The following is a 26969-nucleotide window of genomic DNA, read 5'->3' as shown; positions in this document are numbered from 1 at the left end:
TGACTCAGGTCACTGCTGCGGATGTGTTGGTGGGTGATCCGGTTGATTTGACGGTTTCCTGGACGGTGAAGAACGTCGGGGCGGGGGTTGGCCGAGTCAATGTCTGGACGGATCGCGTGATCTTGTCGACGGACGATATCTTTGGTGACGCCGACGACATTGTGCTGGGCACATACACGCATACCGGCGCGGTACCCGTCGGCGCCGAGTACGCGCGAACTGAAATCGTGCAGTTGGCCAATCGAACCAATGGCCGCTTCACGCTGTTTGTGCAAACGGATTCCGGCGACGCCGTCTACGAGCTTGCCGACGATGCGTCCAACGTCGGTTCGCCCGATCATTTCGTGGACGTGTCGCGGACGCCCTATAGCGACCTGGTCGTTGATTCGGTCACGACCGCGGGCGATCCGGTTTCCGGGCAACCGATTCAAATCAGTTGGACGGTTCGCAACAACGCCGACCGTGGTATCGCCACGACCGACCGAGATGCTTGGACGGACTACGTTTACATTTCGTCCGATCCTAGTGGCGCAAGTGGACTGAAGCTGATCGGCAGCAGCACTCGCGGTGGCGCTTTGTCGCTGGGCGGTTCGTACTCGCGGACCGATCATTTCGTGCTGCCGCGAACGACCGGCGGCCTGCAATACGTTTTCGTTCGTACCGGTGGGCCGAACGAGTTCATCTACGGTTCGAACCTGCCAACGGCAGATGGGGGCGGTGGCAATCAAGGCCGCAGCGAAGCGATCGATGTTTTCCTGGTACCACCACCCAATGCCGATTTGGTGGTGACCAACGTCTCCGTCGGCGGTGCGACCGAATTCAACGATGGCACCCAGGTCGAAGTGACTTGGACGATCAAGAACGAAGGCGAGACGACGGAAACCGGTTGGCGAGACAAACTGTATTTGAAATCAACTGGCAGCAGCGAAACCTATCAGTTCGGAAAGTACGCGGTTGATGAACCCATCGAAGCGGGTAAATCGATCACACGCACCGAAGTGGTGCTGTTGCCGCGGACATCCGGCCAATTTCAATTCTTTGTCGAAACCGACACCGACGATATCATTTTTGAAACCGACAATGTTCTGAACACGGGATTCACGGACTCGTTTCAAATCAACTTGAAGCCACGGGCCGACCTGCAGGTGACCGTGCAAAGCGAATACTCGCAGGCGATCACCGCCGGAACGATTTTGCCGGTCGAATTTCGTGTGCGCAACCTCGGTACCGCGGATACGCCGTCGGCCGGCAGCCGTTGGAAGGATCGCGTTTGGCTCTCGTCGTCGTCCAGCAGCACGTCGGGCGCACTGTTGTTGGGTGAACTCAATAACGGATCGGCGCTTGGGTTCCCGGGATCGCCCAATGGTTTGTCGACTGAGTACGTGACGACGGCCAGTTTCTTGATCCCGCGAGCAATCTCGGGAACTTGGTTCGTATTGGTCGAGACCGATGCGCGGGGTGCTGTTGACGAATTCCCCAGCGAGAATAACAACCGCGCCGCGGCGGCCGTCGCCATTGATGCCAATCCGGTGCCACCGCCTGACTTGGTCGTGACGTCGATCCAAGGACCAGGGGATACCTTTGACGATTCGTCCTTTACCGTTCGCTACGGTGTTTCGAATTTGGGGTCCGGGCCCACCGATCCAGGATCGTGGACTGATCAAATTTGGTTGACGTTGGGCACGGACGGACCGAAACCGGGACGCGGTGACCGCTTGGTCGGCACCTATCGCCACAGCGGTGTACTGGAAATTGGCGACAGCTACGAAGCCGAGACCACCGTGCGTATTCCTGCGGGTTTGACCGGCCAATATTTCTTGACGGTTTATGCCGATGGGTATGGCCGCGTCTACGAAGCGTCCTTTGCGTCGAATGTGAACCCCGATGCCCCCAACGATCTGGATGGTTCCAATTACGGCAGTACGCCATTGAACGTGTTGCTGACGCCGCCGGCCGACTTGCGCGTTTCGACGGTGACGGTTCCGACCGACACCGGTGGCAACGCGATCCCGATCATCGGCGGCGAAAAGCTGTCGCTGACATGGACGGTCGATAATATCGGTACCGCCGCGACGGATCGTGATTCGTGGGCCGACGCGATCTATGTCTCGGAAGACGACATCTTCGACAGCAGTGATCAATTGGTCTTCGCCCTGCCGCATTCAGGCCGACTGCAACCGGGCCAATCGTATTCCCAGGAAGCCGAATTCACGCTGCCGCCGACGGCTCGCGGCCAGCACATCTTGGTGCGCACCAACGTCGATCCTCGCATCGCGCTGACCGATGAAGACAAGTTTTTGGATGAAGTCAAAGCGGTCTTGCAGCGAGTCGAAGCCGCCACGGGAAAACCGATTGGCCAGACGAAGATCAGCGACTTGCAAAAGTTCTCGCAAGCGGAGTTGCGCGCAATCCTGGCCGGTCCCACCAACAGGTTAGAAGAAGTCTACGAAGGTCCGTTTACCGACAACAACGTCGGCAGCACCGCGGTTTCCGTCACCGACGCATTGACCGATCTTGTGGTCGAAGAAGTCACCGCAACACCGACCAGCCAATCGGGCGAACCGATCACGGTTCGATGGACCGTCCGAAACGAAGGCGACTTCGCGACTGCAGCCGACACCGATTCGGTTCGCCAGTACGTCTTCCTTTCCAAAGACGAAGTCTACGACCCCAGTCGTGATGTGTACGTGGGTTCGAAGGTCCACGTTTTCGACGGGCCCGTCGGCCCCGGGGAAACCTACACGGACAGCCTGGTGGTGTCGTCGCCGCCGGGCAGCAGCGGGACTTGGTACGCGCACGTCTTCACGAACATCGGGCTCAGTCGAAGTCGCAACCCTATCCTGAATCGTTGGAGCCCCAGTGCGTGGCCCGGTTGGGTCGATGCCCTCGAAGACAAACCGTGGGAAGACGGCAACAAAGACAACAACTTCAAAGTTAGCAACCCGATCGCGATCGAGTACGCCGAAGCCGATCTGACGATCAGTGGACTGACGGCTGTGCCGGTGGATCCAGACAGCGGCAGTTTGTTGACGGTTTCGTTCACCGTGACCAACACGGGCACGCGAGCGACTCGTGTCGATGATTGGACGGACCGCGTTTTCTTGTCGGTCGATACGTCGACGGATGCCTACGATATCGAACTGGGCAAGCTGCGGCATCGCGAGGTGCTGGCAATCGGTGATAGCTACGAAGTCAGTTTTCCGGTCCGAGTGCCTGACAACATTGGCGGCGACTTCAACTTGATCGCGTTCGTCGATGCGACCTTCGGTAGTGGAGGCTATGGACGTCCACTGCCCTATCCGGCAACCACAGGGCCGACGCGGTCTCGTCAAGTCGCTGACGCTGTGCTGGAGTTCGATGGCGAAGGCAACAACCAAGTTTCGGTGCCGCTGGATGTCAATTTTGTTCCAGCACCGGATCTGGTCATCGACTCGCTGACTCACACGGCCAGCGTTGATGTCGGCGACGATTTCACGTTCACCTACGTCTATAGCAACGATGGCGGCGCCGTACCGGATCGGCAGACGCCCTACTACGATCGCGTCTACCTCTCGCGAGATCGTTTCTTGGACGTTTCCAGCGACCATTACGTTCGGGAAATCAAGCGAACGGATCCGCTTTCGGCAAGCGAGACCGGTTCGATCACTCAAACCGTCCGCGTGCCGCGTGGGCTCGTCGGCGATTACTACGTGATCGTTGCCACCGATGTGCCGCGATCGTCACGGCCAGACGGCGAAGTGCTTGAGTCGAACGAAACCAACAACATCATCATCAGCGAAACGCCGATGCTGATCGTTTTGCCGCCGCCGTCTGATTTGCAGGTCATCGATGTTTCGACCGCCGCCTCGGGACAGGTCGGCGACATTTCCTCGGTCAGCTGGACGGTACAGAACACGGGTGAAGAACGAGCCCGCGCCCGAATTGCCGACGCGGTTTACTTGTCCGCTGACAACGTCTGGGACGTCGGCGACCTGCTGCTTGGACGCATCGACCCCATTGGCATCCGCACGCTCAATCCCGGCGAGACCTATTCGTCATCTCTCGATTTCGAAATCCCCGCGACGTTGCCGGGCGACTACCGCATCATCGTTCGCACGGACATCTTTGATGATGTTTTTGAAGGCGAAAATAATCGCAACAACGATTTGCCATCGGCCGATGCGATCAACGTGACGGTGCCGTTGTTGCGATTGGACATTCCGCTCGCCGATCAGTTGGCCGTTGGTGTTTCGCGACTATTCCAACTTGATACTTCGCCCGGTCAAACGATCCGCGTCGGCTTGGATAGCACGACGAACGTTGGATCGCATGAACTGTATGCCAAGCACGAAGCGTTGCCGAAGCCGTTCGACTTTGACGCCGCTTATCAAGGCTATTTGAAGGCCGATCAAACGCTGGTCATTCCGGAAACGCTGGGCGGGCGCTATTTCATTCTGGCTCGCGCCGGCATTCGCATTGATTTGGAAGACGAAACTTACGATCCGCGAACGCGCAGCGAGTATCCCGTCGAGATGACGGCGAGCCGTATTCCGTTCGGTATCACTGGCGTCACGCCCGATGCAGGCGGCGACGACCGATACGTCACCGTGACGATCACGGGAGCCGAGTTCCCTGCCCAGGCAGCGGTGCGTTTGGTGCGTCCGACCTATGCCGAGTTCGCACCGGTGGCGGTCACTCGGGTCGACGCGACCAAAATCATTGCCGTCTTCGATTTGCGTGACGCGCCGCACGGGTTGTACGACGTCCAAGTGCTGCACCCCGATGGTCGCCTTGCAGTGGATCCCTACCGTTTCCAAGTGGAATCCGCAGACCCGTTGGAAGTCAACGTGGGCGTCGGAGGCCCAAGTTTGGTCGGGCTAGGTGAAAGCGGTGCCTATGGCGTTGCCGTTCAGAACTTTTCCAACGTGGATACGCCGTACACGATCATCGAGTACGCGTTTCCCAATATCGAAAACACGTCGGGTCTGATTCGCGGCGAAGCGCTCGAATTCACGACCGGAGTGCGCGGTGATGCCGGAACCATATCGCCTCTGTTCGATTCCATTTCGACGTACGACACGTCCGGGATCACGCCCGAGCTAAACCTTGATGGGGTTTTGACGGCGCGGGCGGTGGCGTTCGATTTGCCTGCTAGTGGCGTGACCGAGCTGGGCGGACTTGTGACCGTCTATCCGGGACTGCGAGAAGAGTTGGAAGAAAATCCAAATTTCCTGCAGGAACTAAGCCCGTTTGATCTGGAGGACTTGGCGTTCGATTTCTATGTCACAGCGTCGGCGACGCCGCTGACCAGCGCCCAATACGTCGACTATCAACTCGGGGAAGCGGCCCGGCTTCGCGATGCGATCTTGGCCGATGCCACTGCGCCTGCGTCTCTGGTTTCCATCGCAGGCGACGGGGACGCGTTTGCCAATCTGTTTTTGTCGGCGCTGGCCGATGTCGGGTTGTTGCGTGCCGAGGACACGCCACCGACGGCTACGCCAACATCGGACAACGTCAATCTGTTCTTCAGTGCGCTGGGGGGACTGTTGGCAGGCGATTCCGGATCGGGAATCATCGACACCGCGGCGGCGGATTTGGATGAGGCACAAAAAACATTGGGGGATCTGGTCGAAAAGCTACGCGGCTACTTCGGACATACCGCGGATGTCCATGCGGGCGGCTCCGTTCCCCTGTTTGAAAAATACGACTTGGGACTGCCCAACCCGACCTCCTTTGTCACCTTCGAATTACGCGCTGTTCAGTTGGATGAATTGAATGGCGAGGTCGCAGACGACATTGTCTTTAATCTGGATGACTTGGGTCAGTTGATTGGCGATTCGATCACGATCACAGGTCCGACAGGCGTTACCGAAGCCAATTTTGTCCCGTTCGAAACGCCGCTACCGTACAGCGTGACGGCAACCTACGACCGAGGTTCCTCCGAAGCGGCTCGCGAGATTCGTATCATCGTCCCGATGGACGACACGCTTGACGAACGTAGTTTCCAGCTCGGAAACATCTCGCTGGGGGGGCGTAACATCACGCTGCCGCCCGGCCGTCCAAACTTTGTCGGTGAATTTGATCTCAATGTCGTCGAGGGTTACCAGCTGCAAATCACCGCTGGTGTCGATGCCAACACGCGAGTGGCGTCGTATCTGCTTCGCGCGATCGATCCGCGTGACGGATTGCCGCCGGTCGATTCGGATGTCGGTTTGCTGCAGCCCGGACAGTCAATCACCGTCGGTTTCTTTGCCAGTGTGAACGATACCAATGCCGCCGGCCAAACAGATGACCCGCAAACCGGCGATCTGATCCAGATGACCGCGCGAGTGATCATCGATGGATCGGCGCCGGTCGATAGCGAAGTCAGCTCGGCAACCTTGGACGCGATCGCGCCGACTAGCACCTTCACGGCCACACCGATTGGTGGCAATCGTTACCAATTGGATTGGTCGGCCGTGGATGATGTCGGTGGCAGTGGAGTCAGTTCGTATTCTTTGTTAGTGTCCAACGATGGGGGCAGCCGATTTCGAAGTGTGCTGTACCGAACCGCGACGACGTCTTACGTGTATGAAGCGGAAACCGGCCAGCAGCCGACTTTCTTGGTCCGCGCCATCGACGCGGCCGGCAACGTCGAACCGGTGGCCGATGGAGTCCGCGTTCCCCGGCTTTTGCCGGACATCAATCTAGGCAGTGCGCCGGCGGTCACGGTCGTGGTGGCCGAAGAACTGCCCGCCGCCCAGCCACAGGCGACCACCGTCGCCGATCGCCTGTTCGAAGAATCGGCGTTGGGGATCCCCGCGCGGACCAGTGCGACGCAGCCGAGTCGGTTTGCACGTGTCATCCGTCCATTGGCGGCTGAGCGTTTGGCGGTCATTCCAGGGTTGTCGGGGGCAGGGATCGGCGCGTTGGCGATGGCGGTGGCACCCGATGGCAGTGTTTACGTTTCCGGTGGATCTGGGCGGAACCAAATCTACCGTTTGACAACCCTGTCTAGCGAACCTGTTGCACTCGCGACGGGGACCCTGCCAATCTATGAGATGGTGTTCGACGCCGCAGGCCAACTGTGGGCATCGACCGGTGGCCAAGGGTTGCTGCAACTGGACCCCGTGACGGGTGCCGTTCTGGATGTCGTGGGCGCTGGTATCTCGTTGGGCATCGCATCGATTCCCGGCCAGAACGCGATCTACGTCGCCACCACCGGCGGGATCAGCCGCTTGGACACGGCGACTCGGAAATTGACTCCCTTCAGCAACGTTCGCGTTGATTCGATGGCTGTCGCCGCCGATGGCACGTTGTACGGGACGGCCTGGCCGTCTGCCGGGGATGTGCTGCGATTTGATTTTCGTGGACGCGCCGAAGTGGTCGCGCAAATCGATGGTGGGGCGGAATCGCTGGCGTTCGGATCCGCCGGGTCGCTGATCGAGGGAGCTCTGATCGTGGGCCACCAGAATCATGGAACCGTTTCCGTGATCGATCCTTTGTCGCTGCGTCAAACGGTCATCGCAAGCGGTGGTTCAGGTCGGGTCGAAGGCATCGAATCCCTTCCCGACGGTCGATTCCTGGTGACCCAAGGGGATCAGGTCGACGTGTTCTTTACGGTCGCGGCACCACGTGTGGTCGAGACCATCATCCGTGAAAACAATCGGGCCGCGTTGGTATTCGATGTGGCGCTCGATGCGCGTGATGGCGTCTCGCAAACCAGTGCGATTCGCGGTGCAAACTATACCTTAGTGAACAAGGTGACCGGCCAATCGGTTTCCATCGGTGCGGTCCAATACGATGCGGATTCCAGAACCAGCGAATTGCTGTTCGAATCGCTGGCACCGGCGGAATACGAGTTGACGGTGGCTCCGTCGATTGAAAGCGAACAAGGAATCCCGATCGGCGGAAATGGTTTCACAACGACCTTTCGCGTCTTCGAAGACGTTTCGATTGGCACCCGTGTCTCGTACGCCAACACGCGAGTGAATCGTGCTGATGGAACCTTGCTGTTCGATGTGATTGTTAGCAACACATCAGACTTTGACATTGCGGGCCCTATCAACGTTGTCTTTGATCAACTGGGGGATTCGTCCGTCGTCTTCTTTGGCAACGGTGGTGCGCCGGCGGGTGAGTCGGGCTATCAAGTTCTGGCAGACGGCACGGTTCTGGCTGCCGGTGAATCCTCGCTTGCCCAAACGGTCGTGATCGCCAACCCGAACCTATTGGATCTGAATTTCGATCCACGCGTGCTGGCGACGTTACCGCCAAACATGCTTCCCGAATTCCAATCGCAGCCATTGTTGGCCGCGACCGCCAACGCGGAATACGAATACGCCGCATCGGCGAGTGACCCCGACGGCAACCGGCTGACCTATGTGTTGACCGATGCGCCTGCCGGTGCGACGGTCGACCCTAACACCGGAAAAATCGATTGGATGCCGTCGAAAGGGGCGGACCCGACGACACAGTTCGAACTGCGCGCCTACGACGCTCGCGGTGCGTTCGAACGACAGGTGTGGACGGTGGATGTGACGGGCGCCAACCGTGCTCCCATCCTGGCTGCCGTCGAGGATCGGCTTGCCACCGAAGGCGACTTGATCGAGATCCCCGTTAGCGCGTTCGATCCCGATGGAGATCCGCTGTTCTACTTCGCGGATAACTTGCCGCCCGGTGCCGTCTTTGATTCGGTGGGGCAGGCACTGCGTTGGCGCCCAGGCGGCGATGACGCAGGTGTCTATGAAAACATCAAGTTGATCGCCAGCGACGGGTTTGTCGAATCGATCGTGTCGTTGGAAATCGTGATCGCAAACAACAACGTTGCACCCACCCTAGCGCCGATTGCCGATCGCACAATCAATGAAGGGGACGCGATTTCGTTTCGTTTGTTCGGAAGTGACGAAGACGGCGATCGGCTGCGGTACGTGTCGCCCAACTTGCCACCGGGGGCGTTCCTGGATCCAAACACCGGGCTGTTCGAATGGACGCCTGGATTTGACCAGCATGGTGTTTTCGACCTGAAGTTTTTCGCTGATGACGGAACCTCGCTAACGCAGGCAACGACTACGTTGACGGTCAACAACATCAACGGCCCGGTCACGTTCCCCACGATCAATGAATTCACGATCTTCGAAGGGCAGCCGCTACAAGTTCGCGTTGCCGCGTTCGATCCCGAGTTCCCGGTGGCTCCCACGAATCCGCTTGCAACCAGTGAAGATTTCTTTGTCGACTTCGAAGGCTTGCTGCCCAACCTGACGTACTCGCACGGCATCTTGCCCGCCGGTGCGACCTTTGATGCCGAACGACAGATCTTTGCATGGTCGCCATCCTTTGATGCCACCGGTTCCACGGAAACGCAGCGCTACGAAATCGCCTTCACCGCCACCGACGATGGTGATGGAACCGGCACGCCAACCAGCGACACGGTGACGCTGGCCATCAATGTCCGCGACGCAAATTTTCGTCCGGAAATTCCAGCCATCGACAACAAGGTCGTGCCGGTCGGATCGACGTTGGACATTCCGATCGTGGCGACCGATCCGGACGGAACCACGATCGCGTTGGGCGTGAAAATCGGCCAAGCGACGGTGCTGCCCACCTGGGCGACCTTCACTGACAACGGGGATGGAACGGGACTACTATCGGTTTCACCCCAACCGGGTGATCGCGATGACTACCTGGTCACCGTGACCGCCACCGAAGCGGCCGGCGAATCGCCGCTGGCTGAATCGGTTCAGTTCATTTTGCAAGCGACCAGTGTGAATGAGCCTCCCAAGCTGGCACCCGTCTTCGATTCGGTCGCTTTGGTCGGTCAGCCCTTTACCTTGGTTCTGGACGTTAGTGACGCCGATCAAGATCCGCTGACTTTCACGACCAGCACGCTGCCGGCCGGTGCCACCTTTGTCGAAAACGATTTCTATGGGCGGGCCACCTTCCAGTGGACGCCCACCGCAGCGGATGTCGGTTCGACGTCGATCACTTTCAACGTATCCGACAGTGGCAATGAAGGTGCGGGCAGCGTACTGAGCGACACCGGCAGCATCACGTTGACGGTTCGCGACAGCAACACGCGACCAGCTTTGCAGCCCATCGGATCGCAAACGATCGCCGAAGGTCAAACCTTGACCGTCCATGCCGTTGCCACGGATGCCGAAAACGACAACGTCCATTTTGCCGCCGCTCTGGTTGTCGGTGCGACGACGGGCAGGTTGCCCGCGGGAGCCGGTTTCGATGCCGCAAGCGGTACGCTGACTTGGACGCCTTCGTCGACGCAAGCCGGCACCTATCGAATCCGGATCACGGCGACCGACGGAGCCGGTTCGCGCAGCGATGATGTGTTGATTACCGTCAACAACACGAACCAACCGCCTGTTCTGAACACACTGCCGAAACTGTTTGCCCGCGAAGGGGATCAGATGGTGTTTGCGATCAGCGGTGGCGACGCCGATGGCGAATCCTTGATCTACAGCTACACCGGTGACGTGATCAATGGATTTCAATTCAGCCCCGAATCTCGCACGGTGATTTGGGATGTCGATTTTGATTCCGCGGGCGACTACGTCTTGCCGTTTGAAGTGGCGGACCCTAGCGGCGGACGTGACACGTTAGACGTCCAGGTGCAGGTTTTGGCGACCAACCGCGCCCCGTCGATCGACGTACCCCAGCTTCGCAACGCACAGATCGGCGAAAGTTTCTCGTTGGTGATCCCGACGGCCGACTTGGACGGTGACAGCGTGACGTTGACGGCAACCGATTTGCCAGATGGTGCGACACTGAATGTGGTCGGCGGCAACAGTGTGTTGGAGTGGACGCCGCAAAGTTTCCAAGCCGGCACGTATACGGTGCGGTTGATCGCGGATGACGGACAGATTCAAACACGGCGTGCTTTGACATTGGAAGCATCGTTGCAGCCGGTTTCGCCGGACCTGCGAATCGTGCTGACACCTAGCTTCCCCGCGACGCCGGGCCAGACCATCACGATCGAGCCGATTGCCGACAGCGATGTGACGATCGGCGAAGCGACGCTGACTGTCGATGGCAACACGATCAACCTCGATTCGCTGGGCCGTGGCACGTTCGTCGCTGATGCCCCCGGTCGCTATGAGGTGACGGCAACAGTCACGGACATCGAGGGACGCACGACGACATTGACGCAGCCGATCTTTGTTCGCAACCTCGCCGACCGTGCGGCGCCTAGGATCGAGATCACCGAATTCACTCCGCCGATTGTCACCGGCACCCGTGACATGATGTTCGACATCTTTGATGACGGGCTGGCGGAATACAAAGTTGAACTGGTTCCGCAGGGCGGTGGCGAAGCGACGTTGCTACGCCAGGGGACGACCAGCATTGTCCGGCTGGTGACCATTGACCCCGCCAAGTTCGAGAATGGTTTTTACACCGCACGAGTGACCGCGAGTGATTTTGGCGGTTTAACGTCGGTGAAGACCTTCGACCTGGAGATCAATTCCGCCGCCAAGTCGGGTGCGGTGGAAGAATCGTCGACCGACCTTTCCATGTCGTTGGCAGGCATCGACCTTGATGTCACGCGGCTCTACAGCTCACTTCGTTCCCACGACAGCCAGTCCACCTTTGGCGCCGCCTGGTCGTGGCCACTGATCGATCCACAGATCGCCGTTGGTGTGGAACAGCGTGACGCCTTCGCCGGATACGCCGATGGCACGCGGTTGTACCTGACGCTGCCAGATGGTCAGCGAGTGGGCTACACGTTCGCGCCGACCGAACTGACCAATGCCGCCTCGGGCGTGCAAACGTTCCAACCCGCCTGGACCGCGGATGCGGTAGTGACGTGGTCCCTAGAAAGTGTTGCCAGTGCACCCCTGCGCCGCGCCGGCAACAAGTACTTCGTTGTCGGCACAGGGTTGCCGTATTCGCCAACGATCGCCGAGGGAGTCGCCTTCACGCTGGTTGATCCGGGCGGCAAGCGACATCAGTTCACTCAGAAGACGCCCGGCGCCTTCACGCTGCATCGGATCGCGGCAGCCGATGGCAGCACGTCGCTGCGAGTCACCGACAGCGGCATCATCGCACCCGATGGATCACGCCTGACCATCGTCCGAGACAGCGACGGGCAAATCAACGAACTGGTCGGACCGGACGGCCAGCATGTCGTGTATCGCTATGACGATTCTGGGCAAATGACAGTTGCCATCGATGCGGCATCCGGAGATCGGACCTTCTTTGCCTACGGTAGCGAAGGCCGGCTGACAACGATCGCGCCGACCCATGCGGTTGGCACGCTGCGAACGTACAACGGCGACGGCACGGTCGAGACTCAGTCGACAATCGAGCCACACATTGGCGGCACGCGAGCGTTGATTGCCGCCCCGGTGACCGGCACGCTGACCGCCGGCGAAACCGACCGCTACGCCTTCACCATTACCGCCGGCGAACTACGAACCAGTCCCACCGGCAGCTTGACGATCGGCATCGAAGTGACTTCGCCCGATTTCACGCCAAGCACGTCACTGATCACGATTAGCGAACCCGGCACGTACACCTTCCCCATCGTCGGTGACGGCCCCGGCGCATACACCGCATCACTATTCCTGGCCGGCGACGTCAACAACGACGGCCAAGTCGACGCCAACGACAACCCGACGCTAGCGGCTGCGTTTGGCTTTGTTGCTAACCAACCACCAGGCTCGGTCACCACCGCTGATTCGATCATCGCCTTTGCTGGCGACCCGATCATTGTTTCGCCGGCCAACGGTGCGATCGATCCAGAATCTGATCCATTCTTCGTTCGATCTGTTCAAGCCGGATCATCAGTACTGATACCGCTCGGTGGTGGTCTTTATCGTCTTGATGGCGCGACTGAAAACATCAGCGTCGACTACGTGCTTGACGACGGCCTGCTATCTTCTGCGGGCGATTCGATATCGATCGATGTGCTTTCAGCGGACCCAATTCAGGTAGACCTGGTTGTGACATCGCTTTCGCTGCCCGTCGGTCAAACGGGACAAGTGCAAACCACCTTCACACTGGCAGACGCCCGAGTGTTGCCTGCGGACTTTGGTGATCCAATTTACGTGTCGCAAAACCCCGACGTAGCGTTAGTGACGGACCGAGGGCAAATCCTCGCTCAATCGCCCGGACATGCGGTCATCACTGCGACCCTACATGGATTGACTGCCGCGATGGTCGTGTCGGTCGACACAAATGACAATCGCGAAGTCGAGTTCTTCCCTACGTCGTATCTGGTCGATCTAAATCAAACACGCCAGTTCACTGTGCGAACGCCTGGTGAAGCGACGGAGATTTTGGACATCACGGCATCTTCATCTGGTTCGACGTACATCTCCAATGACCCGACAACGGTATCGATCGATGCAGAGGGATTGCTGACACCGGTTGCGGCAGGATCCACCTTTGTAACGGTCGTGAACGGTGGCCGGATTTCACGAGTACCAATCACGGTACGTCCACCAGTGATGGGCACGGATTCGGTGGATGCAAATGGTGCGGCCGTAACGAATGCCGAAGGTATGGTGTTGTCCGTTCCCGCGGGTGCGCTGCCCGAAGGCACCGAGGTCGCGATCAATGCCTTTACCGGCGCGTTACCTGTTGGGTTGCCCGACGGCTTTAACTTGTCGTCTTCATTCTGGCTAGATACCCAAGGCAAGCCAGCCGACATTCCGTTGGCGATCTCAGTGCCCAATACGAGCGGGTTGCCAGCGGGATCGGATGAATACCTCTTCCAGTTGATGGACGTTCTGGGGACCGACGGCGAGTTAACAGCCGAATGGGTATTGCTTGACCATATGGTCGTTGGAGTTGATGGCCAAATACGAACCGCGTCGGCTGGCTACGAAGGAGCAAGGATGGCCGACGATCGAGGTGTATTCATTCGGCCGGCTGTTGAGGGACTGATGGTCACAGCATCTCCCAACCTCGCGACGCTTTCGTTTGCACTGGGCCAAATGGCGGAGCGAGCGAGAACACGTGTCACCGATTCACATGGGAAGACTTACAACGTTATTCCGGGTTTGTTCGGTGACTTCTTAGTTCCGGTGGTTTCCAATCGCGACTACACACTGCAAGCTCTCGAGTACGATGGCACCGGATTGGTGACGGGATCGGAAAACCAGTCAATTCGTGTTGCTCAAGGTGAAATTGCGAACGTCGGATTGTTGGTTACACCGACGCCGCCGAAACCGGTTGGCATCCAACGTCCCAATATCACATCGGCCAAAGTGGTGATCGGTTCGGACGGAAGTGGAACGCCGATGCTAGAACTGGAAGGCGATCACTTTACCGTCAGTGGAGGCCAGTTTGGCATTGTTGGTGCGCGAGGATCGTCGTCGGACGACTTAGAAGTCCGATTCATCGTGGGTGGAAAGGATGTTGTCAATTTCCCGATGCCCACCGTTGTCCTGGGTGGCGTTGATGCCGTCGTCAATGGCAGCGAAGGTGTGTTGGAGGGACGTGTCGATGGGCCGGCCAAACTGACGATTCCGATTCCTGACACCGTATTGTTGGGGACCGCGAAGATCCAATTGGTGCGAAAAATGAACCTTCGGCGCGGCGGTGAAGTCGTCGAGCGCGAATTCATCAGTGGCGATGTCGTTCTAAGAGGCGGTGGCATTAGCCGACTTGGCGACCGATACGCTTTTGCGGCCTTGCCAAGCATCGGTGAAATCACCGTGATCGATACGACCCAAACGGAATCCATCGATATCACGGGACCAAAGATTTTCCAAGGCACTCAGTTGGTCCTTGATAACTTGGCCGCGTTGCTAACCAACCAATTTGAAATTGGCGATTTGGATCCGTTCGGAGGTCCGAACACGCAGACGATTCCCGATCCGAAAGAGGTCGCACGGATAAAACTGGAAAGCTTGAATAGCTTTCCTGCGCCGCGTGGGGTGTTCCTGACGCGAGACCAGTCGCGAGGCTACGTGCCGTTGGAACGCGCAGGTAGCGTCGCTGTCATCGATGCGGTAGCGCTGCAGCAGATTGATACGCGGCCCGACGATTCTGGATTTGGCAGCGTCAACAATCCAACCGATGGCGTGAACAATATCCTGTTGCCCGTGGGGGCCGTGCCTTTTGCCGCAGTCGCCGATCACCAAGGCCGACGGTTGTTTGTAAGCGATCGGATACGTCCGAACATCTATGTGGTTGATATCGACATCGAATCAAGCACCTACCATCAAGTTGTGCGTGCGATTCAAGCCGACTACGCGGACGTGCCGATCGGCTTCCGTGGCTTAACGGTCAGCAGTGACGGCAAGGTCCTGCTAGCCGCCGCGCCCGCGCGAACGTTCTTTGAGTTCGGGAATGCCGGAAACGGAAATGTGATTGCCTTCGATTTGGAATCGACAAATTCGGACGACGTTTACGACGAAAAGCAAATGACCGTCGTCGAAGTCGCATCCAGCCCGTTGAATCTGACGCCCGACACCAGCAACTCGGATGTGATCTACGTCACCGATCACCTTGCCGACAACGAAGGTGTTTCGATTCTCACCCGGCGAGAATTGCCTTCGGAAACAGGGCCGCCGCGGATCGAGTACGACGTGGAAACAATTTCGCTGTTGCCGTTGGGCTTGCAAGATGTCGCGCGTGGCCGAGCCGATCAAGTATTCGGAATTTCGAATGCGCAAGGGTTGACCTACGTCCCGGAGAACGAATTTGGTTTTCAGCTCAATGAACAAGGCCAACCTGAACTCGTATCACCCCATCCACCATACTTGATTGTTTCGGGTTTCAACCGTTTCGAACCTGGCGATCCCAAGCATGATCCAACCTTTCCGTTGGGGATCACCAGCCATCCATCGGTCACCATCAACACTGCCAACGGCGTCAAGACGCGACCGTTCCCGGTCACCGCTGGCAGCAATCTGGGCTTGATCCGATTGCCCGGTCGCGAAACGGCGCAAGGCGAATCACCGCGAATCGTCGCCGGTACCCGTAACGTGCCCGCGGCGTTCGCTGACAACGTTGACTACACCCGAAACTTGGGCGGTTTAGTACTGTCGCCCTACACGGCCGCCAGAGGAATCTTTGGATTCAGTCTCTCGGAAATGATTCGGACGGTCGAACAACAAACGCAACTCGACGAACTGGCGCAGTTCTTCAATGGTCCCTCCTTTGTGGATCTGCCAGCTGACGCACCTCAGGGCAGCCCGCTATCGTTGATCCCCATTGACGACATACGCCCGGGTCTCGCCCTCGCTGGCGATTTTCGTTTTTTCTCTCGAGAAATCGCCAACCCCGATTCCGATCAGCTCAATCCCGCGGGCGAACCCTACAGTGCGTTGTTTTTCGGTGTACCTGATACATCGCCGATCGGTACGCAGCACGAGCCTGGCGAAAACCCGTTCGCACCGATCGCCACGGGTGCGGCTGTTAGAGGTTTGGCGGTTCAACGCTTGCCCGCTGCGCCCGCTTTCCCAGAAGACAATGAATACAACCAACGCGTCAACCTATGCGAAACCGGCGCTGCGAACTGTTCCCGAAAAGAGTCGATCGGCGTGAGCGCAAATGCGGAACTTCACAGTGGTGTCGTTCACGAGTCGCACGGCATCGCGTCCTACACCAGCGGCGGCATTTCTCGCAATCTAGTTTTTCATTACGACTCGTTGCGCGCGAACCCGAAACCCATTCTGCACTTTGAATTCAATGATGCCAACATCGACCAAGTCAACCCCGTCATTTTGGCGAGACTGACCGCAACGCTTGACGGAGTAGAGTATCAAGCGGATGGATACGAGATCGACAACGCTGGAGTGAATCGCGGCCTGACCGGTGGTGAAAACTTCTTCAAGCTTCCCGACGGAAAGCTGGACGAAGGTTTTGGTGCCGCACTTCAGATCGATTTGACCACTGCCGACAGCGGCGTTTACGAGTATCGTTTCGAAGCCGGCGTTTACGACCAAACGACCGATCGCCGATTCATTGGCGAAATGGGCGAGTTCCGTGGCCAACTGCCAGTCGTCAATGACCGAGAGGGAATCTTCGGTGCCGGCTGGGGACTGGAAGGCCACTATCGAATCTATGATCTGGGGGGGGCCGCTGCGTTGGTCGTCAACGGTGACGGCAATGAATCGATCCGCAACATTGTCGATTCGACCACCACACCAACTGATCGCCCATCGGGGGATCGATCTTCGCTTTTCCGGAACGCCAACGGAGGGTATACGCTGGGCAGCCCCGATGGCACGCTTCGCCAGTTTGATGCCAAAGGCAAGATGACAGAAGTCGTGGATCTGTTTGGGAACAAAACAACTTACAGCTATTCCGGCGACAAACTGCAAAAGATCACGGACCCATTCGAGAAATCGTTCGAATTCACTTACCAAGGCGATCAGGTCAGCTCCATCAAAGACCCTGCTGGACGAGAGACAAAGTTCACTTACGACGCCAACGGCGGACTGATGAAGATCACGGACGCAGATGAATCAGTCCGTCAATTTAAGTATGACACCGATCTTTTGATGACAGAACAAACGCACAAACGTGCGACCGTCGTCGCCGCAGCCAGCGCCGAATCGTTGACTGACAATTTTAAAGAAACATTCAACTATACCTTCGCAGGCCGTTTTGAGAGTTCCAAACGAATTGACGGACGCGATCTTGAAATGGAACCAGCCCAGATGCTGGGGCTGTATAAATCGGACGAGACCAACAACCCGGACAATGTGCGGTCGAAAGCCGTTGAACTGAAACCGATTCGTGTCCGCTATCGCGACGCGGATGGCACCGACCAATTTAGTCGCGTCGATGTGTTCGGGCTCTATCGCGACACGTCGGACAATCAAGACGGCATTGGTGAGACAAGACGAAGCGTCACGGTTGTGCGTGATGCAGAAAACCGCATCGAAACCGAATTGTTCAGCGACGAAACGCTCAGTGACGCCACCGCGACAACCTACGAATATGATTCCAATGGCGAACTCACCAAAGTCACCGATCCCGGCGGGCAAGTAACGGAATTTAGGTACACAAGTGTCTCGCATCCGATCGACAGTCGATTCAACTACACGTTCCAGTCCAAGCACATTGCACCGGACGGAATCACGACGGACTACACGTTCGAAAACAATGGAAAGACGCGTAAGACGATTTTGCGATCGACACTCGGCGATGTCACCAAAACTCAGGTCTATGATGACAAAGGACGACTGTCAACAGAAAGCGATGGGCTGAACCGGGAAGCCAAATTTACGTACGGCGGTACGCTAAGTAACTTGATTAAAATCGATTACCCAACCGACGCCGACACTCCTGCAACGAATTCGACGTTCGCTCATGACGCCGCAGGCAACATCGCTGGGCAATCCAACACGCTTGGCCACCGACTGGGAAATACTTACGACGCGATGAATCGGCTGAAGTCGGATGTCGCGCCGGACGGAACCGTGCTGCGGACGTATAACCGCGATGCCGCTGGCAACATTCGCAGTGTTGTTGATGCCGCCAACGGGACGGAAGAATTCACTTACGATGTGCTGAACCGACAAATCAGTCGCACTGACGTGGCCGACAACACCTTGCGATTCACCTACACCTATGGCGGACTGCTGGACACAACGATCGATCCAGAAAACCGCGTCATTCAAGATCATGATTACAACAGCGACGACGAACTGATCACGACGATCGCATTCGGTGGTGGCAAACTTCAGTACACCTACCTGCGCGGCAATCTGGTTTCGCTTAGTGACGAAAGAGGCTTTGTCTCCACGTCGATCTTCAATGAAAAGAATCAAGAGCGTTTTACGACCGACGCCGAAGGCAATAAGACCGAGCGGACTTTTGACGATCGTGGTAGGTTGAAAACCATCAAGGATCCTCGAGGTCTGGTTACTGAATTCGGCTACAACGATCGTGGTCAACGCACCACCGTCACCAGCGCGAAGGGAACTGTGGCGGAACAGGTCGTGAAGTACACGTTCGACCCGATCGGAAACGTGACTCGCGAAGAAACCACTACCGACGACGGCACTCGAGTGATCACGCGAAAATACGACGCGCTGAACCGAGAGATCGAAACAAAGATCGGCGTCGGAACGAGTTCAGAATCCGTCGCCACCAAGAAGTACGGACTCGACGGCCGACTGTCACAACTGGATCATCCAAACGGGTTGGTTCAAACGTACGCCTACACCGATCGCGGTCAAATTTTGAAAGTGACCTACACGGGGCCGGATCTTCCCAATGGTCCCCTTGAAGAGAGATTCGAGTACGACAGCATGGGCAACCTGACCCGACGGATCGCCCAAGACGGACGAATCACGGAACTTGGTCGAGACCAAACGCAGCGTGTCACGTCGATGCGAATCTTGGACGCCAGTGAAAAATTGCTGATGGAAACGCGGTACACGAAGTACGATTCACAGAACAACCTTACCGAACGCATTGAACCCAACGGGGCCATCACGACTTTCCAATACACGCCGCTGGGGCAAATCAGTGAGACCAAGTCGACTTTCGGTAATCAGGTCGTCGCATTGGAAACGACGACCTACGACAAAGCTGGGAACGTCGTGACAAGGACCGGATTGGACGGTCGTGTGACCACGTACGAATACGACAAGAACAATCGCGTCAGGCTTGAAAACGTCGGCAGCAATACCCGCCAACCCAAAAAGACAGAGTTCGAGTACTGGCCCGACGGTAAAGTCAAAAGCCAAGTGCTGACCGTCACGGGCGTTAGCGAAAACCATTCGCGACAAACCATTTATGACGACGCCGGCCGTCTGGACCGAATCATAGACGGAACGGGCGCGGACGCAGCGACGACACGGTTCGAATACGGGGCGTCAGGTGAAGTCAAGCGAGAAATCAGCCCGACCGGCATCACCAGCGAATATGATCGTGATGTGCTTGGCCGAATCACCAAGGTGACGATTGCGAAAGGCACCAGCGACGAATACTCGGTGTCCTACGAATACAATGCGGCGTCGATGGTCAGCGCCATCACGACCGCGAACAACACTGGCAATGGCGTCGCCAGCGAGCGGACTGAATACGATTACGATTCACTCAATCGACGCAAAGCTGTTCGAGTCGCCGCGGGCACTGCGGACGAACGATCGACGCAATACGTTTACGACACCTCTAATCGCTTAGTCGAAACCCGCGTCAATGCTGGTGCCGGCGTCGTGCTCCGAACGACAACCGAATTTGATGACTACGATCGAATCATCGAATCGGTGCAAGGTGCCGGAACCCCCGACGCCGTGACCACAGCCAGCACTTTCGTTGGTTTTGAATTGACTCAGGTCACAACATCCGGAAACGGCCAGAGTGACACGACTCGCTACGAGTACGATACCGCCGGACGCACGATCGCAGAGATTACCGGAGCGAATACTCGAGAGCAGTTTCGATTGGAAACCGACTACGACGACCTCAGTCGGCCCATGTTGACTCGTCAGATCACCGGCCTGGGGGATGCTGCCAAGACAGTCGAAACGACCATCGAGTACGACGAACATAGCCGATTGGATTCTCGCACGACGGCGGGATCGACTGAGCAATTCGGGTACGACGAAGCGGACCAGTTGACTTACCGAATCGAACCCGATGGTCGACGCACTGAATTTGAATTCGATTCCCTTGGGCGGATGTCGCAAGTCACCACCGCGGTGGGCAGCGCAGCTCCGTTAACACACACAATGATGTACGATGCGGTTGGCAACGTTTTGCAGGAAATCACACCGGCCGTCACGACTAACTACGGCTACAACGATCTGAATCAAAAGATCAGCCGCACGGTCAGCTCCGACGGACTTTCGCAAACCGAAACGTTCGAATTTGATTCGCTCGGTCGCCCCACCAAGATCATCGATACGTTGAATAATGCATCGATCTACTCGTATACTGTCGCCGGAGAACTAAAAACCTTCACCGACGCTCGTGGCAATTCGACAACCTACATCCATGATGCGGCGGGACGTGTCACAACCGTCGATGGTCCGGGAGGATTTGATAGTAACTTTGGCTACGACGCGTTGTCGCGAAAGACGGAATTGACCGATTCGATCGACGGTCAACAACGGTTGTTCCAATGGTCGTATGACCCCAGTGGACGTGTGGCTTCGGTGACCGACCCGCTGAATTTGGTGACAACGTTCGGATACGACGGACAGAACCAGCTTTCGACTGTTACCGATCCCGCTGGTTACCAAAGCAGCAGTGTGTTTGATGGTTCTGGTAACTTGATCGCCGAAAGCGATCCCAACATCGGCGCAGCGCCGCAGTACGTGCTGCAGCGAACCTACAATGATCTGAATCAATTGATCTCTACGTCCATTAATGGAAACGCAGTCACCAATGACTACTACGACAGCGGACTGTTGCGTGAAACCACCACACACCGTGGCGCGACGTCTTACACCTACGACGATCAATACCGACTGCTAACCATCGATCGACCGGGGCCGGGCGAAATCACTTATACCTACGACGCTAAGGGGCGTTTGGAAACGATTACCGACCCTGGCGACAATACGACGACCTATGTTCGTGACGGCCTTGGACGCATTCTGACAGCGACGGATGCGGCGGGCAGCGTCACGACTCTTGGCTACGATGAAGCATCTGGTTTGACGGATCAAACCTTTGGCGACGGATCTAAAATTGAACGCGACTACGACGAACTAGGGAAAGCCCAAGCCGAAAGGTGGCTGGATGCAAGCGGTACGCTGGTCAATACCATCACGTCGTCCTTTGATCAATTGAATGTTCTGGATGTGATCTCGGGGGTGGATTCGACCATTGACTATGACCATGACGATGCGGGTCGGTTGATTCGCACCACCGAAAGCCAACCTGGTCTTCCCCCAATTGAAACACTGTTGACCTATACGTTGCTGGATCAAGTTGACACGGTGACCCGAAGAATCGGCAGTACCACGATCGCGGCCCAAGACTACGACTACAACAGTGCCGGTTGGATTGAACAGCTCAGCGAGACCGTCGGCGGTCGCACGTTGGCAAAGCGACTGACTTATGACGTTGCTGGGCGATTGGAGACGGTGGGGCGTTTGGACGCCGGCGCGGCCGTGCTGACGACCACTTATCAATATGGTGCAAGCGGATTGCTTGAATCGCTTGTGCACACAGACGGTGCCGGACAAACCGTTGCGTCGGAGGCTTACACACGCGACCCAGACGGAAGATTAGCGACCCGTACCGATTCGTCGGGCAATGTTACAACATTCGTCTACGACGGCATCGGTCAATTAGTGTCGGCTGATCACTCGGACCCAACTCGCAGCGACGAATTCTATTCCTACGATGCAGCGGGCAATCGGACGACGTCTTACCTGAGTTCGACGCACGTCGTGACACCAGCGAACCGTCTGGAGGCCGACGACCGTTACAGCTACGCCTACAATGACGCCGGATTGCTAGTCGTTCGCGTCGACACGAGCGACCAGACGCGTCAAACTTACTCGTATGACCCGCGGCAACGCCTGACGCAGGTACAGACATTTGACGCCGCAGGCGTGCTGCGATCTGAATCTCGTTACCGCTACGATTCGTTGAACCGGCGCGTCGCCAAATACGTTGACGCCGACGCAACCGACACCGCGGATGGCGCGTGGACACTGTTCGTTTACGCCGGTGGCGACGATGTGATTGCGGAATACACCGACGCTGATGGTCTCGACAGCGGTGCGGCGCCCGAACTTTCGCGACAGTACTTTCATGGCACCACGTCCGACGAAGTTTTGGCGGACACCGCCGCCGACGGGACTCTGCAGTGGTACTTGGCCGATCAAACGCATTCGACGACCCACTTGGTCGATGGCACCGGCAATGTGATTGAACGGGCGACCTACGACAGCTTTGGTAATGCCGTTGGGGGGCCGCTGGATGGTTCACGTTACGGATTTACCGGGCGTGAATACGATGCCGAAACCGGACTTTACTACTATCGCAATCGATACTTCGACACCAACACCGGTCGTTTCCTGACTCCGGATCCAACCGGCTTGTCGGGCTTGGATGAGAACCTGTACCGCTACGTTCACAATGATCCAGTCAATGCGATCGATCCATCAGGATTGCAAGCCGCATCGCTGACGCGGAGAGAAGAACTGGACCGAACGCTGGGGCAATCGTTCAATCTGCAGCCAACGATCTCTACTCAATTGGGCGATGCCTACTTGGCCCAGTCGACGAATAAATGGAATGCGTACTACGACAACTACGGCATCCGTGCACCCTTTGTCTTTGCCGCCGATGTAGGTATCGACTTGCTGTCGATGGGCGTGGACACTGTGAAAGAGCTTGGAATAGGGGCGATTGATTTGGTTGGGTATTCAGTGACCGCGCAAAAAAACGCGGTGCGATCATTGGTCAATTACATCCCTGGCTACGATCTTTCCATCACGGGTTACCAGCCACTTGGGAACATTGTTCCTGGATTGGTCGAGATGACTCAGCTGAACAACCAGCAACGTGACATGCAAGGCAATGTGTTGCGGTACATCACTGGACCGGGCGAAACATTTTTTGAAGTGGTTGGCGCGGGTCTTGAGTCCGTTGTTACCGCTCCTGGGAACTTCGTGTTAGGTGTCTTGGAGGGAGATTCCCAGCGGGCCAGCCAAGGTATCTTTGATCTTGTCACCGCGCTTCCGCCGGCAAAAGTTTCCGCATTTGGCAAGACAACCGCACGTTCGTTTGGTCGTGCCGCCGTTGCCATTCGCGGGGGAGAATCTCTGACGACCGTTGGCAAAGGCGTTGCGATCGAGATCGGGCAAGAAGCTGCCAAGATCATCGACTATGCCAACACCAGTGCCTACAACCAAGTCGTGTCCGTTGTAGACAAGATCAAATATGCATCCAATGTATCCGGAGCCTTTTGGCGCCTCTCAACTGGCACCAACTCGGTTCGCTACAGCAACTTGATCCAAGCCGCGATGGCCCGCGACGGACTGAAATTCTCGCAGCGAACGCAGCGAACGCTGCACAGCATCCTGGCGGTGATGGAAGAAGCCGGCAGGCTTCACGACCCGCGCAACACGATCACAAGCGCCGGTGTGATCGGAAAGCACTGGGATTTCGCCGCCAAGCAAGCAGACTTTGATCGCATCGCTGTCATTGGTCAACGCATCGAAGACTTTGTTGGTCGAGCGGCCGATTTTCCGCTGACAGACCTGATTCGTCGTGGACGTGCTTTGACCAAGATTCGGCAACTCAGTGCAACGTTGGCCAAAGCCGGTGTCGACGACTTGAAAAGTATCGCACTGCTAACCAATCTGGTCGAAAGACACCGATTCTCGATGTCGGGCCCTTGGAGGGAATTGGTAGAGGGAATTGAGAAACTGGATGTTAATAGGGTCGACGACATCAAGACATTCTTGAACGCCCCCTTTATCAGCAAGGAGCTTACCGAAGGCGCCAAGGAAATCGTGCAGGGGCTGAACAAGACAGGTTCGACGCTTTCCGGTCTGGACGTCGGCGATTTTGTAGCGTTTGTGTACCGCGGCACCAGCGGAGCATCGTTGGAACAGATCGCCTATCGCGCGAACTTTGTCGAAGCAGTTTTTTCCGGCGATGTGCACACGCTGAGCAAGCAACTGCTGTCGCCAAACCTAGCCTTTCGCACGCTGTCGGATCTTTACAAAAGTCCGCTTTCGGACCTCAGCGATATCGATTTCAACATCGTTATTCGCGGCGGTGGCGACAAATTCCGAGCGCTCCACCAGGAAGGATCGGTGTTGTTCCCTGGACGCGACCAACCACAGAGCTTGAAAGGTGGCGTCGCGGTTGGTCAAGTCGTGAAATTCATTCAACAGGAAGGAAATCTTTCTGCTGCTAACCAAGCGGCCTATCTGCGAATTATCAATGACACGTCGATCAATCCACCAATCGAGATCTATTACCAAGATGCGATTGAGTTCGCCAACCTAAAGGACATTGACCAGCTCCGCAGCGCGCAAATTCGAAAGGGAGCCGTTTCGATTGCAAGAAACGCCAGTGGTGAAATCGAAGTGTTTGCTAATCGTTCACTGTTGTTCGAGGGAACGTTTCTGGAAAAAGTCGCGGACGAAGTAGGCGGAGGATTCCGATCGACTCTGAACCTTGGACTGAAAGGCAGCATTGCAAACGGTCGTTCGGCCGGTCAATTGGTTGCAGACGGCTACGTAACACCACGCGGATTGTGGCTGCCGGATCATTCTAGCGAAGTGGTTGCGACAGATGATAATCTGATTCGATTGACGATCGATGAGACGACGACATTGTGGTTGGATCCGAGCTTGCTAGATCTAACCGACACCAGTTCGTGGCGAAGTCAGCTTGCGGTTGTTGTCAATGATTGGGAACTAGCACTCGATCGCGATCTGCCAAGCATGGATATCGTATTGGCAGCCGCTGATCTTCCCAATGGGCAACTGGGCGAAGCGTCGCTGGCGAATATTTCAGATGGTCAGTGGCTGCTAGCGCAGATTGATATCGACCGTGATGCTGCATCGCAAGGCTGGTTTGTTGATCCAAGCCCACGGGTTGACGAAGAATTCAATCAGCCGGAGACAACCGTTAGTGGGTTCGATCTAAAGTCGTTCCTGACTCACGAGATTGGTCACGTGCTTGGATTCAGTCCGGTTTACGATTCGTTTAGTCAGTTATTGGTGACACCATCGAGTGGCAAACCGTTTTTGGCGATCGACGGCAAGTCCTATCGGCTTGATGCCACTGGCAACGAACTTTCAATCGACCATTTTCCCGACGCTGTGCTCGCATCGCCTCTGCAACCTGGCGTACGCCGTAACATCACGACCGTTGATGCCGATATCATCGGGCAGGTTATGAACCAACCTCAGTGGTGGACTTGGGCCGAAGAAAAACACCACTTGGGCAACCTGATCGAAGGCGTGACGCTCGGGTTCACGCCATTGTCCACCGCGATCAGCACCGCGAATTTGCCGATACCATCATTGGTTGAGCTGGATGCTTTGGCCGATCAACGCGACGGCCGCTGGGTCACTCTTGGCGACATTTCGACTACCGACGGCGTGGCCACCATCAGTGAAGATGTGGGGATGATTTCGGACTTGGCGCAGACGTTTGTGGTGCCGGCGGGGTTGCGGTCGGTTTCGTTTACGATCGGGGGCGTGTCGATGGATGTGGGGGGGGGAATGCATCCGTCCGAAGCGTTTGAGGCGGCGATCCTGTTGGCTGATGATACGACTTCCGTCGGTGGCGAGATGGTGGGAATGGCCGGTGGAGATGCGATGTTCAATCTGCAGGCCGATGGGACGGTGCGCTATGCCCAGGGTGGGTTGGTCTCGGGCACCACTTCCAGTGGTGATGTGATCGATGTCAATCGCGAAGACATCCGTGTGACTTTGCCGGTTCCCCAGTCGGCTGCCGGCCAAGCGGTGACGTTGTACTTTGATCTGATCGGGTTTGGCGCTGATGACAGCAGCATCACGGTCAGCGGTGTGCAGATGAACTTTGATGCAGGCTGGCAAAACCCTATCAATCGCTTTGATGTCGATGACATGGGCACCGTTACCGCTCGCGATGCTCTGTTGATCATCAACGAACTGGCTCGCAAGAGTGTCCATGATCCGGTCACTCGCGACCTGTTTGCGATTACCGACGATGTCGGCCCGCCGCCGTTTTATGACGTCACCGGTGATGGCCAGATTTCAGCGCTGGATGCGTTGCAGGTGATCAACCAGATGGGACGCTTGTCCGGTCGGATCGAGAACGAATTGCCGACATCCTGGCAGAATCCGATTCTGGCCGCCGACGTGAACGACAGTGGCGATGTGACGGCCGGCGATGCGTTGGTGGTGTTGAACGAGCTGTCGCGGGCCTCGGTGCATGACCGCGATACCGGGCAGTTGGTGGCGATCACCGACGCGGTCCGTCCGGCTCCCTACTACGACGTCGATGGCAACGGATTGGCGTCTGCTCAGGATGCCTTGCGAGTGATCAATGCGATCGCTCGCAGAGCATCGGCAGAGCCGGAAGCGAACGACGAGGCTCTGCTGGCGTGGATGGATGGCGAATGA

The 26969-nt window shown here is 57.0% G+C and carries 1 protein-coding gene (cut by a window edge); it reads left to right on the top strand.

What is annotated here, in order from left to right; translation table 11 throughout:
* A protein-coding gene (locus K227x_RS24285) for a CARDB domain-containing protein (RefSeq protein WP_145174027.1) crosses the window boundary here: on the top strand, positions 1-26969 show its 3' portion. 7975 nt of this gene lie to the left of the window's left edge; 26969 of the gene's 34944 nt are visible here — the last part of the coding sequence; its start codon lies off the left edge, out of view; its stop codon occupies positions 26967-26969.

It is taken from the genome of Rubripirellula lacrimiformis, assembly GCF_007741535.1.
Classification (GTDB): domain Bacteria; phylum Planctomycetota; class Planctomycetia; order Pirellulales; family Pirellulaceae; genus Rubripirellula; species Rubripirellula lacrimiformis.
The sequence above is the reverse complement of the archived record's forward strand: the minus strand, read 5'-3'. Positions and strand labels throughout refer to the sequence as shown.